At 61.9% G+C, this 14558-nt stretch carries 15 protein-coding genes; 5 read left to right on the top strand and 10 right to left on the bottom strand.

Annotation, left to right across the window (positions count from 1 at the left end; translation table 11 throughout):
- Nucleotide 1 precedes the first annotated feature (1 nt).
- Genes tkt through NKI18_RS15515 form a run of 3 tightly spaced genes read right to left on the bottom strand, consistent with a single transcriptional unit; the run spans nt 2 to nt 3958 of the window.
- Nucleotides 2-2023, bottom strand: coding sequence for a transketolase (gene tkt / locus NKI18_RS15525; RefSeq protein ID WP_352622124.1), 2022 nt, complete (start codon nt 2021-2023; stop codon nt 2-4).
- A gap of 10 nt (nt 2024-2033) precedes the next feature.
- Nucleotides 2034-2906, bottom strand: a complete 873-nt coding sequence (locus NKI18_RS15520) for a phosphoribulokinase (protein WP_352622126.1) — start codon at nt 2904-2906, stop codon at nt 2034-2036.
- Between the two features lie 5 nt (nt 2907-2911).
- Nucleotides 2912-3958, bottom strand: coding sequence for a class 1 fructose-bisphosphatase (locus NKI18_RS15515; RefSeq protein ID WP_352622128.1), 1047 nt, complete (start codon nt 3956-3958; stop codon nt 2912-2914).
- A 123-nt stretch (nt 3959-4081) separates the two neighbouring features.
- On the opposite strand from NKI18_RS15515, the gene NKI18_RS15510 reads away from it, so the two are divergent.
- A complete protein-coding gene (locus tag NKI18_RS15510) occupies nt 4082-5041 on the top strand; it encodes a LysR family transcriptional regulator (RefSeq protein ID WP_352622129.1) in 960 nt (319 codons plus the stop codon).
- Between the two features lie 214 nt (nt 5042-5255).
- Here the strand turns inward: NKI18_RS15510 and NKI18_RS15505 are convergent, their stop codons facing one another.
- Complete coding sequence (locus tag NKI18_RS15505; protein ID WP_352622131.1) at nt 5256-5714, bottom strand: nuclear transport factor 2 family protein; 459 nt, start codon at nt 5712-5714, stop codon at nt 5256-5258.
- A 111-nt stretch (nt 5715-5825) separates the two neighbouring features.
- Nucleotides 5826-6188 carry a hypothetical protein gene (locus NKI18_RS15500; RefSeq protein ID WP_352622133.1) on the bottom strand — a complete coding sequence of 121 codons (363 nt, stop codon included), beginning with the start codon at nt 6186-6188 and terminating at the stop codon, nt 5826-5828.
- Between the two features lie 79 nt (nt 6189-6267).
- On the opposite strand from NKI18_RS15500, the gene NKI18_RS15495 reads away from it, so the two are divergent.
- The 4 genes from NKI18_RS15495 to NKI18_RS15480 all read left to right on the top strand — a co-directional run bounded on the left by NKI18_RS15495 (nt 6268) and on the right by NKI18_RS15480 (nt 9575).
- Entirely contained in the window at nt 6268-6846 is a 579-nt protein-coding gene (locus NKI18_RS15495) for a TetR/AcrR family transcriptional regulator (RefSeq protein WP_352594011.1), read from the top strand.
- Between the two features lie 46 nt (nt 6847-6892).
- Nucleotides 6893-8197, top strand: coding sequence for a beta-ketoacyl-ACP synthase II (gene fabF, locus NKI18_RS15490; RefSeq protein WP_352622136.1), 1305 nt, complete (start codon nt 6893-6895; stop codon nt 8195-8197).
- Nucleotides 8198-8263: 66 nt separating this feature from the next.
- Nucleotides 8264-9079, top strand: a complete 816-nt coding sequence (locus NKI18_RS15485; RefSeq protein WP_352622137.1) for an oxidoreductase — start codon at nt 8264-8266, stop codon at nt 9077-9079.
- A 295-nt stretch (nt 9080-9374) separates the two neighbouring features.
- On the top strand, nt 9375-9575 hold the full coding sequence (locus NKI18_RS15480) for a hypothetical protein (RefSeq protein ID WP_023678847.1): 201 nt from the start codon (nt 9375-9377) through the stop codon (nt 9573-9575).
- A gap of 27 nt (nt 9576-9602) precedes the next feature.
- Here NKI18_RS15480 and NKI18_RS15475 read toward each other — a convergent pair whose 3' ends face one another.
- From NKI18_RS15475 to NKI18_RS15455, 5 genes are all read right to left on the bottom strand, one after another.
- On the bottom strand, nt 9603-10232 hold the full coding sequence (locus tag NKI18_RS15475) for a hypothetical protein (RefSeq protein ID WP_352622139.1): 630 nt from the start codon (nt 10230-10232) through the stop codon (nt 9603-9605).
- On the bottom strand, nt 10232-11092 hold the full coding sequence (locus NKI18_RS15470) for a lanthanide ABC transporter permease protein PedC (protein ID WP_352622146.1): 861 nt from the start codon (nt 11090-11092) through the stop codon (nt 10232-10234). Before NKI18_RS15470 ends, NKI18_RS15475 begins: the two co-directional genes overlap by 1 nt.
- Before the next feature lie 11 nt (nt 11093-11103).
- Nucleotides 11104-11892 carry a lanthanide ABC transporter ATP-binding protein PedB/LutE gene (locus tag NKI18_RS15465; protein WP_031212311.1) on the bottom strand — a complete coding sequence of 263 codons (789 nt, stop codon included), beginning with the start codon at nt 11890-11892 and terminating at the stop codon, nt 11104-11106.
- Between the two features lie 98 nt (nt 11893-11990).
- On the bottom strand, nt 11991-12956 hold the full coding sequence (locus tag NKI18_RS15460) for a YVTN family beta-propeller repeat protein (protein WP_352622141.1): 966 nt from the start codon (nt 12954-12956) through the stop codon (nt 11991-11993).
- Between the two features lie 21 nt (nt 12957-12977).
- Nucleotides 12978-14228 (bottom strand): lanthanide ABC transporter ABC transporter substrate-binding protein PedA1, encoded by a 1251-nt coding sequence (locus NKI18_RS15455; RefSeq protein WP_352622142.1) that lies wholly within the window; start codon nt 14226-14228, stop codon nt 12978-12980.
- Nucleotides 14229-14558 lie beyond the last annotated feature (330 nt).

The raw sequence follows: 14558 nt of genomic DNA, 5'->3' as shown, positions 1-14558 counted from the left end.
CCTAGATGATGAGCTTCAGCGCCGCTGCCGCGACGGCTTCGGGCGTGATGTCGAAATGCCGGTAAAGGTCCGGGGCAGGGGCGCTGGCGCCGAAACCGGCCATGCCGACGAAAGTGCCGGTGTCGCCGATCCAGCGGTCCCAGCCGAGCCGTGCTGCGGCTTCGATGGCAATGCGGGGCGCCGAGCCGAGGACGGCCTTGCGGGTGCCGGCGTCCTGCTCCTCGAAAAGCTCCCAGCACGGCATCGAGACAACCGCGGCGGCGACGCCGTGCTCGGTCTCCAGCCGTAGGGCGGCGGCAACCGCGATTTCGACCTCCGAGCCGGTGGCGATCAGCGTCGCCGCGCGGTGCCCGGCTGGCTCGTGCAGGATGTAGGCGCCCCGGCTCGACCGGTTCTCGTCACTGTGAGGCTCGCCGCTAGGTGCTTGGCGCAGCATCGGCAGGTTCTGGCGCGAGAGCACCAGCACGCTCGGCCGCTTCTCGCTTCTCAGCGCCAGTTCCCAGCACTCCGCCGTTTCGATGATGTCGGCCGGACGGAAGACGTTGAGGTTTGGCGTCGCCCGCAGCATCGCCAGGTGCTCGACCGGCTGGTGGGTCGGGCCGTCCTCGCCGAGACCAATGGAATCATGCGTCATCACATAGATGACGCGCTGGCCCATGAGCGCCGAGAGCCGCATCGCGCCGCGCGCGTAGTCGGCGAAGCACAGGAACGTGCCGCCATAAGGCACGAAGCCGCCATGCAGTGCGATGCCGTTCATGGCTGCGGCCATGCCGTGCTCGCGGATTCCATAGTGGATGTAGCGGCCGGCGTAGTCGCCCGGCGCGATGCGGTTCATACCCTTGGTGATCGTCAGGTTCGAATGCGTCAGATCGGCGGAGCCGCCGACGGTCAGTTCGGTTGCGCCATTGATCGCAGCGAGTGCCATTTCCGAGGCTTTTCGCGTTGCAACCTTGGTCGCCTTCCCGACATGCTCCTTGCGGAAAGCGCCGAGTGCTTCGAAGACCGCGTCGGGCAGGGCGCCGGCGACCGCGCTCTCGAAGGCCTGCCGCCGTGGTGAGGCGGCAAGCCGCTGCTCCCAGGCGCGGCGTGCCGCTTGACCGCGGCCGGCAATCTCGCGCCAGGCGAAAAGGATATCGTCCGGCACCTCGAACGGCGCGAAGGCCCAGCCGATGTTTTCGCGCGTCGCGGCGATCTCCGCATCGCCCAGCGGCGCGCCATGCGTCTTTTCCGAACCGCCCAGATTGGGCGCTCCCTTGCCGATCACCGTGCGGCAGGCGATCAGAGACGGCTGGTCCGATTGCTGCGCCGCTTCGATTGCCGCCGCAACGGTTTCGGTGTCGTGGCCGTTCACCGACTGGACATGCCATCCAGCGGCTTTGAACCGCGCCGGCTGGTCCATCGATGTCGACAGGGAAGTGGGCCCGTCGATCGAGATCGCATTGTCGTCCCAAAAGACGATCAGCCGGGAGAGCTTCAGGTGACCGGCAAGATCGATCGCCTCGTGGCTGATGCCTTCCTGCAGGCAGCCGTCGCCGGCGATCGCGTAGGTGAAATGGTCGACGAGATCGGCGCCGTGGCGGGCCGCAAGCATGCGCTCCGCCAGCGCCATGCCGACAGCGGTCGAAATGCCTTGTCCAAGCGGGCCGGTCGTCGTCTCGATGCCAAGCGCGTGGCCATATTCCGGATGTCCGGCGGTGCGGCTGCCCAGCTGGCGAAACCGCTGCAATTCCTCGATCGGCATGTCTTCAAAGCCTAGCAGGTAATGCAGCGCATACTGCAGCATCGAGCCGTGCCCGGCCGACAGCACGAAGCGGTCACGATCGGGCCAGTTGGGCGCCGACGGATCGATATTGATGAAGCGGCTGAACAGCACCGTCGCGACATCGGCCATGCCCATCGGCATGCCCGGATGACCGGAATTGGCCTTCTGGACGCTGTCCATCGCCAGTGCGCGAATGGCGTTGGCCATGTCCCGTTCCGAGACGGCGGCGACGGGCTTCAGTGCTGCTGCTTGGCTGTTCATGGCGTCCTCCTCACGACACACGGTTCTTGCGTTCGATCAATTGCAGGATGAGCGGCGTCAGGATCAGCTGCATGGCAAGGTCGAGCTTGTTGCCGGGCACCACTATGGAATTCGGCCGCGACATGAACGAGTCGTGGATCATCGAAAGCAGGTAGGGGAAATCGATGCCGCGGGGATTGGCGAAGCGGATAACCAGCATCGATTCGTCGGGCGTCGGAATCCAGCGCGCGATGAATGGATTGGACGTGTCGACGATCGGCACGCGCTGGAAGTTGATGGCTGTCTGCGAAAACTGCGGGACGATGTAGCGGACATAGTCCGGCATGCGACGCAGGATCACGTCCATCACTGCCTCGGTGGAATAGCCGCGCGTTGCGCGGTCGCGATGGATCTTCTGGATCCATTCGAGATTTATGACCGGCACCACGCCGATCTTGAGGTCCGCGTGCCTGGCCAGGTTGATCTTGTCGGTGACGACGCAGCCATGCAGGCCCTCGTAGAAGAGCAGGTCGCTCGGCGGAAATTCGCGCCATTCGGTGAAATGTCCCGGCGGCGTGCCGTACTGCTTCTCCTCATCCTCATCATGGATGTATGTGCGGGTCTTTCCGGTTCCCCGGCGGCCATATTCCTCGAATACGTCTTCGAGGATTGCCAGTTCATTGGCCTCGGCATGGAAGTGGGTGAAGTTCGGATTGCCCGCCTTTTCCTCCTCGGCCACCCTCGCCTTCATCGTGGCGCGGTCGTAGCGATGGAAAGCATCGCCTTCGATGAAGGCGGCCCCGATGTTCTCGCGCCGGAAGATCAGTTCGAAGATGCGCTTGACAGAGGTGGTGCCTGCGCCCGACGACCCGGTGATGGTAATGATGGGGTGCTTTGCCGACATGGTCTTCAGGCCCTGAAAAGGCCGCGGCGGCTGAAAAGCGGCGCGCGCTCGCCGATGGCGCTCGGCTCGGTGTGGTAGCGGGTGATGCGCGCGACTTCCCGCGCCGATCCGAAAACCATGGGCACGCGCTGGTGCAGGCTCTCGGGTTCGATTTCGAGGATGCGGGTCATCGTATCGGTGGCGGCACCGCCCGCCTGTTCGACGAGATAGGCGATCGGGTTTGCCTCATAGACGAGGCGAAGTCGCCCCTGCCTGTAGCCCTTGCGCTTGTCGCCTGGATACAGGAATACGCCGCCGCGCATCAATATGCGGTAACAGTCCGCGACCAGGGAGGCGATCCAGCGCATGTTGAAGTCCTTCTCGCGTGGGCCTTCGGTGCCTTCAAGGCAGTCGTCGATGTAGAGCCGCACCGCCTCGTCCCAATGCCGGTAGTTGGCGGCGTTGATGGCGAACTCCTGGGTTCGCTGTGGGATGATCCGGCTCTCGTAGGCCTGGACGAAGGTGCCGAGCCTGGTCGAGAGAACGAAGACATGGGTGCCGCTGCCGAGCGACAGAACCAGCGCCAGCTGCGGGCCGTAGATGAAGAAACCGGCGCCCAGCTGGTTCACCCCTGCCTGCAAAAACGAGGCGGCCGGATTCCCATCCGGCGCACCAATTGCAGGGGGGAGCGAGAAGACCGTTCCGATGGACACGTTGGTGTCGATGTTGGATGAGCCATCGAGCGGGTCGATGGCGATGGCAAGAGCCGCCTGCCTGTCGAGCAGCACCGGCTGCTCCAGTTCCTCGGAAGCGTAGAGCGCGACCGGAGCGTGGCGCATCGCATCGAGAAAGATGTCATCGGCGAAGACATCGAGATCCTTCTGGATGTCGCCGTCAGCATTGGCGCCGCGGGTTCCCGCAAAGGCCGTGCCGAGCACCCCTTGATTGATGGTGTTGCGGATCGTGGTGGCCGCCTGCGTCAGCTGACGGATGGTCGCTACGACGGCGGAGCGCAGTTCGTCCGGCTCGCCAAGATAGGAGTTCAGAAAAGCGTCGAGCGTTGCCGCTGGCATCGTAACCTCCCGATCCAGCCGCCTCTCCTCGGGTCGGCCGGATTGGGAAAGGAGAACAAACGACGCTGGATAAGTAAAATTCAATAACTTTACTCAAGCAGTAAAAAAATTTTAGTATGCCGTATGAGAAACCTCACGCTTAAGCAATTCAAGACCGTTCAGGCAATCATTAGCCACGGAAAAATAGTCAGCGCGGCCAAGGTGTTAGGCCTGTCTCCTCCAGCGGTGACGATCCAGTTGCGGCAAGTGGAGGAGGAGTTCCAACTGGCCTTGTTCGACCGGACGTCGGACGGCATGCGTCCCACTGCCGCAGGTCTGGCCTTCGTCGAGACGGCACAGGCCATCGACGAGCGGCTTCGTCTGCTCGAAGACAAGATGGATGCGATCAAGGGCGTGCGCGCCGGCAGCTTGCGGCTCGGCGTCGTTTCCACGGCCAAATATTTCGCGCCGCGGCTGATGGCCGCCTTCATGAAGGAACATCCCGATATCGACATGCGCCTTGCCATCGGCAACCGCGCCGAGACGATCGACAATCTGAAGAACCACGACATCGATATTGCGCTGATGGGACGCCCGGCGAAGGAAGTCCCGGTGCGTGCTTCGGTCTTCGGCGATCACCCGCTGGTCATCATCGCACCGCCCGACCACCCGCTGGCGTCGGTGCGCGACATTTCCAAGGAGCGGATCGCCGAGGAGCATTTCCTCATTCGCGAGCCCGGCTCCGGAACGCGCATCTCACTGGAAATATTCCTGAGCGACGTGCCCGGCCGCATCGACGATCTCGGCGTCGAGATGGACTCGAACGAGACCATCAAGCAGGCGGTGATGGCCGGGCTCGGCATCGCGTTCATCTCTGCCCACACCATCGCTGCCGAAACCGAAGCCGGCCGGCTGGTCATCCTCGACGTTGTCGGCATGCCGATCCGCCGGCAATGGTTTTCGGTGATGCGCACCGATCACGCGATCTCGCCGGCCATGGCGACATTCCACGATTTTCTGATGCGCAAGGGCGCGATGTACCTGCCACTGTTCGGCAAGCTCTATCCGCACGAGGAGCCGAACACCAAAGGTCGCGCGACTTAGGGCGCGGGCGGTCCAGGCAAACGCTTCAGACAAACGATGGTGCATATCAGCGGCTGATCGGCTGTGATCTCCAGACCGACGTCCACGCGCCGAGGATAGGGAGGCATCGCTGGTGGCACGCATTTGCGGAGCCGAGGCGACCGCCCTCCAAGCACTGGGCCATGGGGTAGCGGCCCCGCGTTCACGGAACGGGTGGGCTTTGATTGAGCTTCTGCTAGCCTACAATTGGTTCGGCGACAGCTTCTTCGAGGCCAGCTGCCGCTTGGGCGGCAAGACCGCGGGCCGCTGCTTGTGAATCGTAAAATTCCTCAAGTGCATAGACTCTGCCCCACCGCAGGGTGAACACGTGGAGACCACGGTTGACGTACGACGCGTCGCCATTGAGCAGCGTTGCGGTGCCGTCCCACCGGGCAAACACGGTGGTATGCCACGGCCAGCCCTTCACCCAGATGTGGTTGACCGTGAGATGGAGATTGGGCAGGACGCGGCCGAGGCGCTCAAACCAGCGGCGCATGGCTTCTTTGTCGTGGCGCTCACCACCAAGCGCGTGGGCGCCGGAAACGCGGTGATGGACATGCAGCGCGAGTGCCTTCACCGCCTCATCCCAGCGATGGTTGTTGACGTGGTCGAAGCTCTCTCGGATCGATTTCTCGACAAAATAACTGTATAGCATTTGACCTCTCCCCAAACTTATTCGATCGCGTGATCGAGGCACCGTGTGGCGAGCCGAGCGGACGCGAGAGCCCACGGCCAGCAGCACGCCGGCTGCGGTCTGAACTTCGGCTCAGCGTATTGTCGCGTCGGCTCGCAGATGCATGTCAGTCTCGGTCGACACCGTCACCTCATCCCCGGACCTTGAGAACGCGTAGAGCGAGTCCTGGTGGCCCGGCATGGAAAAGGCCACGGAGTCGTCGTCGGCGAGACCCATGACGACGCGCAGCGGATCGCCCCCGGTCTTCGGCGCGAAGGTGGCGGTGACCTCCAAGAGGTCGCCGTCGACCGGGACGTAGTAGACCACCATGTCAAGGTGTCCCTCGTGCAGGCTGCCGCCCTCGATCGGGCGTCCGATGGTGGCTTCCTCGGCTAAAGCCGGGGTCGCAAGAAACAGCGCGGCCAGGAGCGATGCGCTCAGGGTTTTGCGGATCATTTCGTATCTCCTTTTTAGATTGCGTTCGAACTCTATATAGACTATAGATTACGAACGCAATCTAAAAAAGAGGTCAACAATGCGGGTAAGTCGTACTCAGGCAGCGGAAAACCGAGAAACCGTAATCAACGTGGCAAGCCGCCTTTTTCGGGAGCGCGGCTTTGATGGTATCGGCCTTAAAGATCTGATGAAGGGTGCCGGACTGACCCAAGGCGCGTTTTACAAGCAGTTCGCATCCAAGGACGACCTGGCGGCGCAGGCATCCAGGCGGGCGATGGAGAGCGCCACCCGTCGATGGTCGGCCGCGACTGCGGCAAACCCTGATGATCCGCTTGGCGCGGTGATCGCGTTCTACCTCAGTATGGACCATCGCGGAGAAAAGATGGACGGCTGCCCGATCGTGGCGCTCGGCTCGGATGCCGCCAGACAGGGCAAGGACGTGAAAGCGCCGTTCGAAGCCGGGATCAAGGAGCATCTCGAGATCCTCGGCCGTTTCATTGCTGAGACCAGTGGCGGGGAGTTCGATGGCAGGGCCATGGCCATTCTCTCGACGATGGTCGGTGCGCTGATGTTATCGCGCGTCATCAACGATCCTGACCTCGCGCAGGCCTTTCTGGATGCGGCGGCCAATCAGGTTCGTGAATCAGCCGGCGCTTGAACGGCGTCGCGGCGCCTGCGGCGCGCCCAAACTGACAGGAAAATAGATGCGACGGATTGTTGTTACGGGCATGGGAGCGGTTACGCCCCTTGCTGCCGATGTTGAAACGTCCTGGTCGCGTCTCCTGGCCGGCCGCTCGGGCATCCGGAGGCTTGCGGATGATGTGGTGTGCGACCTGCCGGCGAAGGTCGGCGGGGTGGTGCCCTCCACAGAAGAAGATCCGGACGCTGGTTTCGATCCGGAAGCCATCCTTCCGCCGAAGGATCAGCGCAAGGTAGACCGGTTCATTCTCTTTGCGCTGGCCGCGGCACAAGAGGCGCTCGCCCAAGCAAGATGGGCCCCCGTCTCGGAAGCGGATCGCTTGCGCACGGCCACGATCATCGCCTCGGGCGTCGGCGGGTTCCCGGCCATAACCGAGGCGGTGCGCACGGTCGACCGGCGCGGCGTCCGCCGTCTATCACCTTTTACGGTGCCGTCCTTCCTGGTGAACCTCGCGGCAGGCCACGTCTCGATCCGCTATGGCTTCAAAGGTCCGCTCGGTGCACCCGTGACGGCGTGCGCGGCCGGCATTCAGGCGATCGGCGATGCGGCTCGCCTAATCCGCGCCAACGAGGCCGATATTGCCGTGTGCGGCGGGACGGAAGCATGCATGAATCTTGTCAGCCTCGGTGGGTTTGCCGCGGCACGCTCTCTTTCGACGTCCTTTAATCACCGTCCTGATGAGGCCTCCCGACCGTTCGACAAGTCGCGGGACGGCTTCGTCATGGGCGAAGGAGCCGGCATACTGGTCATCGAGGAATTGAGCCACGCGCTGGCGCGCGGCGCAAGACCGCTGGCCGAGCTTGTCGGCTACGGCACGACGGCGGATGCTCATCACGTCACCTCCGGTCCCGAGGACGGCGACGGTGCGCGCCGGGCCATGGAGATCGCAATCGCCCAAGCAGGGATTTCGCCCCGCGAGGTTCGTCATCTCAATGCCCATGCGACCTCCACGCCGGTGGGCGACCTGGGTGAGATCGAAGCGATCAAGAGCGTGTTCGGGCGCGATTTCGCGATAGCTGTCAGTGCAACGAAATCGGCGACCGGACACCTGCTCGGAGCCGCCGGCGGGCTCGGAGCAATCTTCGCAATCCTGGCGCTCAGGGATCAGATGGCACCGCCGACCCTCAATCTGAGCGCTCCCGATCCGGCCGGCGACGGGATCGACTTCGTCGCAAACCGGGCCCGGCCGATGGCGATGGGCTATGCAATCTCCAATGGCTTCGGCTTCGGAGGCGTTAATGCCAGCGCGCTGTTCCGGCGCTGGACGGGTGATCTGGCCGGCGCGAGTACCGGAGGCGCTCATGATTGACGCCTTTCGCTCCGACCTGTCGTGCTTCTCCCACGCCAATCCAAAACGAAGAAAGAAGTGACCTCCATGAACAAGACCAATCTAGGCGTCGCCCTGGTGACGGGGGCATCCAGCGGTATCGGGCACACAACGGCCAAAGCCCTGCAGAACGCGGGCTTTCGCGTGTTCGGAACCAGCCGTCGCGCGGTCGTCGACCAATCCGATGGCGTTACCATGCTGGCCTGTGACGTGACCGATGACACGTCCGTGGCGAAACTTGTCCAGGACGTGCTGGCCGAGACCGGGCGCATCGACCTGCTTGTCAATAATGCCGGCGTTGGCCTGCTTGGTGGGGCGGAGGAGTCCTCGATGGCCCAGGCCAAGTCGTTGTTTGACGTGAACGTCTTCGGCGTTATGCGAGTAACCAAAGCGGTGTTGCCGACAATGCGCCGCCAAGGCAAGGGCAGAATCGTCAATTTGAGCTCGGTGCAGGGGTTCATTCCAGCTCCCTATTTCGCGCTTTATTCGTCGACCAAGCATGCCGTTGAGGGCTACTCCGAATCGCTCGACCACGAACTGCGTACTTTCGGAATTCGCGTCGTGTTGGTGGAGCCCGCTTATACCCGCACCTCATTTGAAGAAAATCTCGCCAGGCCGGATCAGTTGCTTGACATCTATGACTCTGCGCGCGCTGGCATGAATGCAGCTGTGCGGAAAGCGATGGAAAAAGGCGATGCGCCGGAAGTGGTGGCCAGGACCGTTTTGGCGGCTGCGACCGATCCCGCTCCGAAGGGGCGCTATGCGGCTGGAAAAATGGCGCGCCAGGTCAGTTTCCTGCGCCGTTTCGTCCCCGCATCCGCTTTCGACAAGAGCCTGCGAAAGCAGAACGGACTGCCGGTCTGAGGTCGACAACAATGATATTCCTGTTTCGGTCGAGCCCATGCGAGAGCGCGTCCCAGGAGTTCACATTTTATGGCACTGGCACAGCCGGACGCGCATCTTCGATGCGCGCGCGTCCGCGACCGAGCCCTGCGGTCGTTGGCGTTAGATTAGCGCCATGTTATATTGCGGCGCGAAAGAGCGGGGGCCACGTTCCTTTCACACCCGTAAGTGATCCGTATGTGCGATCCCTGCAGACTGGTCGGTATCACGGAAACTCCCGGGCATGGGGTTCGGGAATCGAAGGGGACAAGGGGTAATGCTCTACACGCTCGTTATGATGGTCTGCCTGACGGATGTGCCGCAGACCTGTGAACAACGCGAACAGATGGTGGATGGCCTGGCGATGAATCCCGGGACCGCCTTCATGCAGGCGCAATCGCTGGTAGCCCAGTGGATCGAGACGCATCCCGGTTATTTCGTTCAGCGCTGGCGCGTGCTGCCCGGCCGTGGATCGTGATATCCGCCGCGAAGATCGAATGAGGTTCTATTTCTTCGCGGCGAGCGTTTCCGAGACGGCCTTGGACAATTGATAAAGCCGCTGCTCGATTATCGTCGGCACTTCACAGACGTAGGTCAGTGATTGGACGCGTTCATTGAAAATTCGCGTTGCGAATTTCAGCTGTTCGGTTCGCCGATCGATCTCTTCGGGATCTGCATCCGGCTTTGCCCGCAATGCATCGACATCGGACGCTTCCTTGCGCAACGCGGCGGCCATTTCGAGCTGCTTGTGGGCGTAGCGGGAAATGCCGGAGATCACCTGTGAGCGCTCGGCGTCCAGGTGGTCGAACATGCCTTGCACCATCATCGCCATTTTGGGTGCAAGTTGCTCGGCCGGCAAGGAGGCCGCGAAATCCCCGATCTTCTTTTGAGCTTCCGCAATCGGCATCCGGCGAGCTGCCACTTCCTCGATCAGGGCGGAGATGGTGGGGTCCTTCGACCAGTCCTTCGCGGCTGAAGGAAGGTCCGGTCCGCTCCAGATCTGGCCGAGCGAGAGTTGCGGCACCTTGCGCTGCATGCAGGGCCAGTCTGGATCGGGGTTGGCTGCCATGGCGTTGACGCCCGGCGCGAGCATGGCGACCAGAGCCAGACCGCGAACATGGATCATTCGCGCCATCAGGCATTTCCTCCCGTGTCCTGTTTGCGGGTCATCAGGCCGCGCGAAGGGTCGTAGGCGATGATGGCGGCGGCAAGGAACAGCAGCGTGCAGCCGGCAACGACGCCCAGCGACAGCCAGTCAACCTGGCCGTAGAAGGCGAAGCGGATCAGTTCGACGGCGTAAGTAAATGGATTGGCGAGGCAGATTTTGTAGAGCAGGGGGCTAGCCTCCTGGATACGCCACAAGGGATAGAGTGCCGGAGAAGCGAAATAGCCGGGAAAGATGACGAAGTTCATGATGCCAGCGAAGTTTTCGAGCTGCTTGATCATTGAGGACAGAAGCATGCCGAGCGCGCACAGCATCATGCCTGACAGGAACAACGCCGGCAGCACGGTGAGATAGCCAAGCGGCGGCGCCTTGACGCCCCAGAACCAGGCAACGATCAGGAACGCGTAAACCTGCGCGATCGACACGGCGACACCGGCGAGCATCTTCGACATCAGTAAAAACCAACGCGGGAAGGGGCTGACCAGCAGGGTGCGCATGTTGCCCATTTCGCGATCATAGACCATCGACAGCGAAGACTGCATGCCCGAAAACAGCAGAATCATGCCGCACAGGCCCGGCGTGATGTAGACCTCATAGAGCACGTAGGTCTTGTAGGGCGGGATGATCGATACGCCGAGCACCTGCCGGAATCCGGCGGCAAAAATGAACAGCCAGACGAGCGGCCGAACCAGCGAGGATATAAAGCGCTCGCGCTGATGCAGGAAGCGCAGGCACTCCCGCACGACGATCCCTTTGAGGCAAACGAGGTAGTGGTGGAGCCCAAACTGTTCGAACTTCACCGGCGTGAGGGCGGCGACTTTTGCGGGCATTGCGGGAGCGCTCATGGCGACATCTCCGCGATGCCGCTTGTTTCGATGCGGTTGAGCCTGGAAAAGGCGTCGCGGATCGAACTGGCACCGCTCGTCGCAACGACATCGGCCACCTTACCCTTGGCAACCAGGTCGCCCTGCCGCAGCACGACGACGTGGTCGCCGTCTTCGACCTCATCGATCAGATGCGTCGCCCACAGCACACCGATGCCCTCGGTTTCGACGAGTTTGCGGATGGTGGCCAAAATGCCCGCACGCGACTGGATGTCGAGACCGACCGTCGCCTCGTCGAGCAGCAGCAGGGAAGGGCGGTGGAGCAGCGCCCGCGCGATCTCGATGCGCCGCATTTGGCCGCCGGAAAGACTGCGTGCCTTGTCATGCTGACGGCCCTGCATGTTGACTGTATCGAGCAGCGCGGCAATGCGCTGCCGGGCTTGGTGTCCGCCAATGCCATGCAGCGAGGCGTGGTAGGAGAGGTTCTGGTGGACGCTGAGGTCGAGGTCGAGCGTGCGTGCCTGGAATACAATGCCGACACGCCTGAGCGCTTCGCCCGAAGCGCGGCTGACGTCATGGCCGAAGATGCGGATCGATCCGCGGCGGGTGCCGTAAAGATGGCTGATCAGTGAGAACAAAGTTGTCTTGCCGGCCCCATTGAGGCCGAGCAGAACGGTGAAAGTTCCCGGCGCGATCGAGAATGAGACGTCCTGGAGCGCTCGCTTCGGACCATAGGAATGGCTGATGCCGGCAACATCGAGCGCTGCCACCTCCTCTCCAGCTCCGCTTGTCCTCACATGCTGCATGCCGCTGGCTCCTTCGGGGCGCGCTGGTTATCTAGTGCACTTGCAACATCCCCGCGGCAAATATTCATCACGTCGGCCTCCCTGATCATTGCTGCGGTCTAGTGGGGCGATATGGCCACGCCCCAAGGCTGCTGGCCCACCGTAACCGATTGAACCGGCTCGTCCGTCGCCGTGTCGATGAAGGTGATGTCGTTGGAATTGCCGTTGGTGGTGATCAGCGTCTTCTGATCGGGGGTGAAGTCGAGATGCCAGACGCGCTGGCCGACCAGGATGTATTTTTCCACCTCGTAGGTTTCGGTGTTGATGACGGCGACGTGGTTCGCTGGGCCGAGCGCGACATAGGCTTTCTTGCCGTCCGCGCTGATTGCGATGCCGACCGGCTGGATGGTTTCGGGCCGCAGTCCCGCAATCGCGAACTGGATCTTCTTCACCACCTCGCGTTTGAGACTGTCGATGACGCTGACGGTACCGCCGATTTCGGCACTGACCCAGATCTGTGATCCGTCGGGCTTGAATTGCGCAAAGCGCGGACGCGTGTCGACCAGGACGTTGTCGGTCACCTCATGGCTGTCGGTGTCGATGAAATGCGCCATGCTGGTGGTTTCGGAGGTGTTGACCATGGTTTTGCCATCGGGACTGACGGCCATGCCTTCAGGCTCCACCCCAACGGGAATCTCGGTCATGACCTCCTTGCTCTCGACGTTGATCGCGGTGACGAGATTGTCGTCCTCGTTGGCGACGTAGAGCGTCTTGCCGTCGGGCGAAAGCACGAACAGTTCGGGATCGGGGCCTGATGGCAGCGTGCCAACGATCTGCAGCGTCGCGGTATCGATGATTTCGATCGTATCGTCATCGCTGGCGCACAAATAGATGAACTTGCCGTCATGCGAGATGGCGATACCGCGCGGCCTCTGGCCGACTTCGACGGTCTTCACCACTTGCATCGTCGCCGTGTCGACGACCGTTATCGTATTGTCTTTCTCGTTGGAGACATAAACGGTGTAAGCCCACGCCGGATTGGCCATGAAGCCGAGAATGGCGAGTGCGCAAGCTCGTCTCTGCACGAAAATTCCTCCCGATTGGTTCTACTTAAGGACGCATTTCGTTTCCGGCTGATCGACGCCGAGCGTATCGAGCTCGGAGATTTGGTGAAGATAACCCTCCTGTGGCGATGTCGAGACCACGGATTTGGTGTCGCCGAGCAGGATTGGCTGGCGAAGCTGATGGTTCCACTTGCGGAAGGTCAGCTTCTGTCCCTTGAAGGCGGCGACCGAGAAATCGTCCGAGCGGATGTAGTCGCTGATCTTCTTCGTATCGTCGCCATTGGTCCGCGTGCTGGCTTCGCCCACCGCCCGCACCGCCGTCCAGGCCGACATATCCTTGGACAGCATTCGCCGGCCGGTCGTCCTCAGGAAACGGCTTTGCATTTGAATGCCACCCCATTGCTCGCTCGCGGGATGCCAGGACGATGCGACAAGACCGGCCGTGCCAGCGACCAGCCGCGGTGTCCAGGTGCGGTAGGGCACATAGGTTCCGAACACCTCGCTCTCATCGGCGACAAGCACCACGTCATGCTCCGGCAGATCCTGCGTGAACACGGAAATCTGCTGCTGTATCTGCGTGGCGCCGGTGTCGGTGCGGCGCGCCGTGCCAGTGTCTTTGAACTCCTTCTCGGCGACGATCTGACCGCCGAAGCGAGCCGCCGCGCGGCGCAACGCGGCCGCATAGAGATGATCCCGCTCATGCGAACCATAGAGCAGCACCCAATTCGGCCATTTCTTTATCACGAGATACTGCGCCAGCGCGTCAGCCAGCATGCTTCGTGTCGGCGCCACATGGAAAATGTTTATGCGGCAGTCTTCCTCGCGCAGGCTGTCGTCTGTGGCACCGACATTGAAGACCAGAACGCCCTTGTCGCGGGCGATGTCGGCGATCGACAGCAATTGCCTGGCCGAGAGGTCAGCGACAACATAGCGGTCACCTTTGGCAATCAGATCGTTGAACGCCTGAACCGCGTCGGCGTCCGGCTTGACCTCGGCTATGTCGAGGCTGAATTTCTGGCTGAGGAACTTTCCTGTCGTGTTGTTATCGCCGATCGCCACATTGGCGCCGGCGACACCTTCGTCGCGTGGCGGCAGGTCCAGCAGGGAAAGCGCCAGTTGCGGCGCGTAGGCCCGCAAATAACCTATTCTGATTTCGGTTATCTTTCTTTCCGGCCTGTCGGCTGCGACCGGTTGCTTGCCCGTCACTTCCTGGGCCATCACGCCTGTAACGTTGGCGGCCTGGAAAAAAAAGCACAAAAAGGCCGCGAGAGTGCCTGGCACCGCGCTCGTCATCGATAAAACTGCCCATTCTTGCACTAAAGTCCGATTGTTCCCGGACCAGCGCGAATTCAAGGTGCCCACAATGAGCTTAGCGGACGCCACAAGATTTATCAAAGCCGTGCAAGTGGACTTACATGTCTGCTTTAGTCCTATGCCTTTTCGCGGGGATACGGCGATGAATGAGCGTATTGCGGTCTCATCCGCAGCAATGGCGGAATGAGAAACTCTATGGGTCGTCATGGGAGGATTGCCTGATGAAAACGCGCGCCGCTGTCGCCGTCGCCGCCGGAAAGCCGCTGCAGATCATGGAGGTCGACCTCGAAGGTCCGCGTGATGGCGAGG

The sequence above is a fragment of the Mesorhizobium sp. M0800 genome (genome assembly GCF_040320095.1).
GTDB lineage: Bacteria > Pseudomonadota > Alphaproteobacteria > Rhizobiales > Rhizobiaceae > Mesorhizobium.
This window is presented reverse-complemented; position numbering and strand designations above follow the sequence as displayed.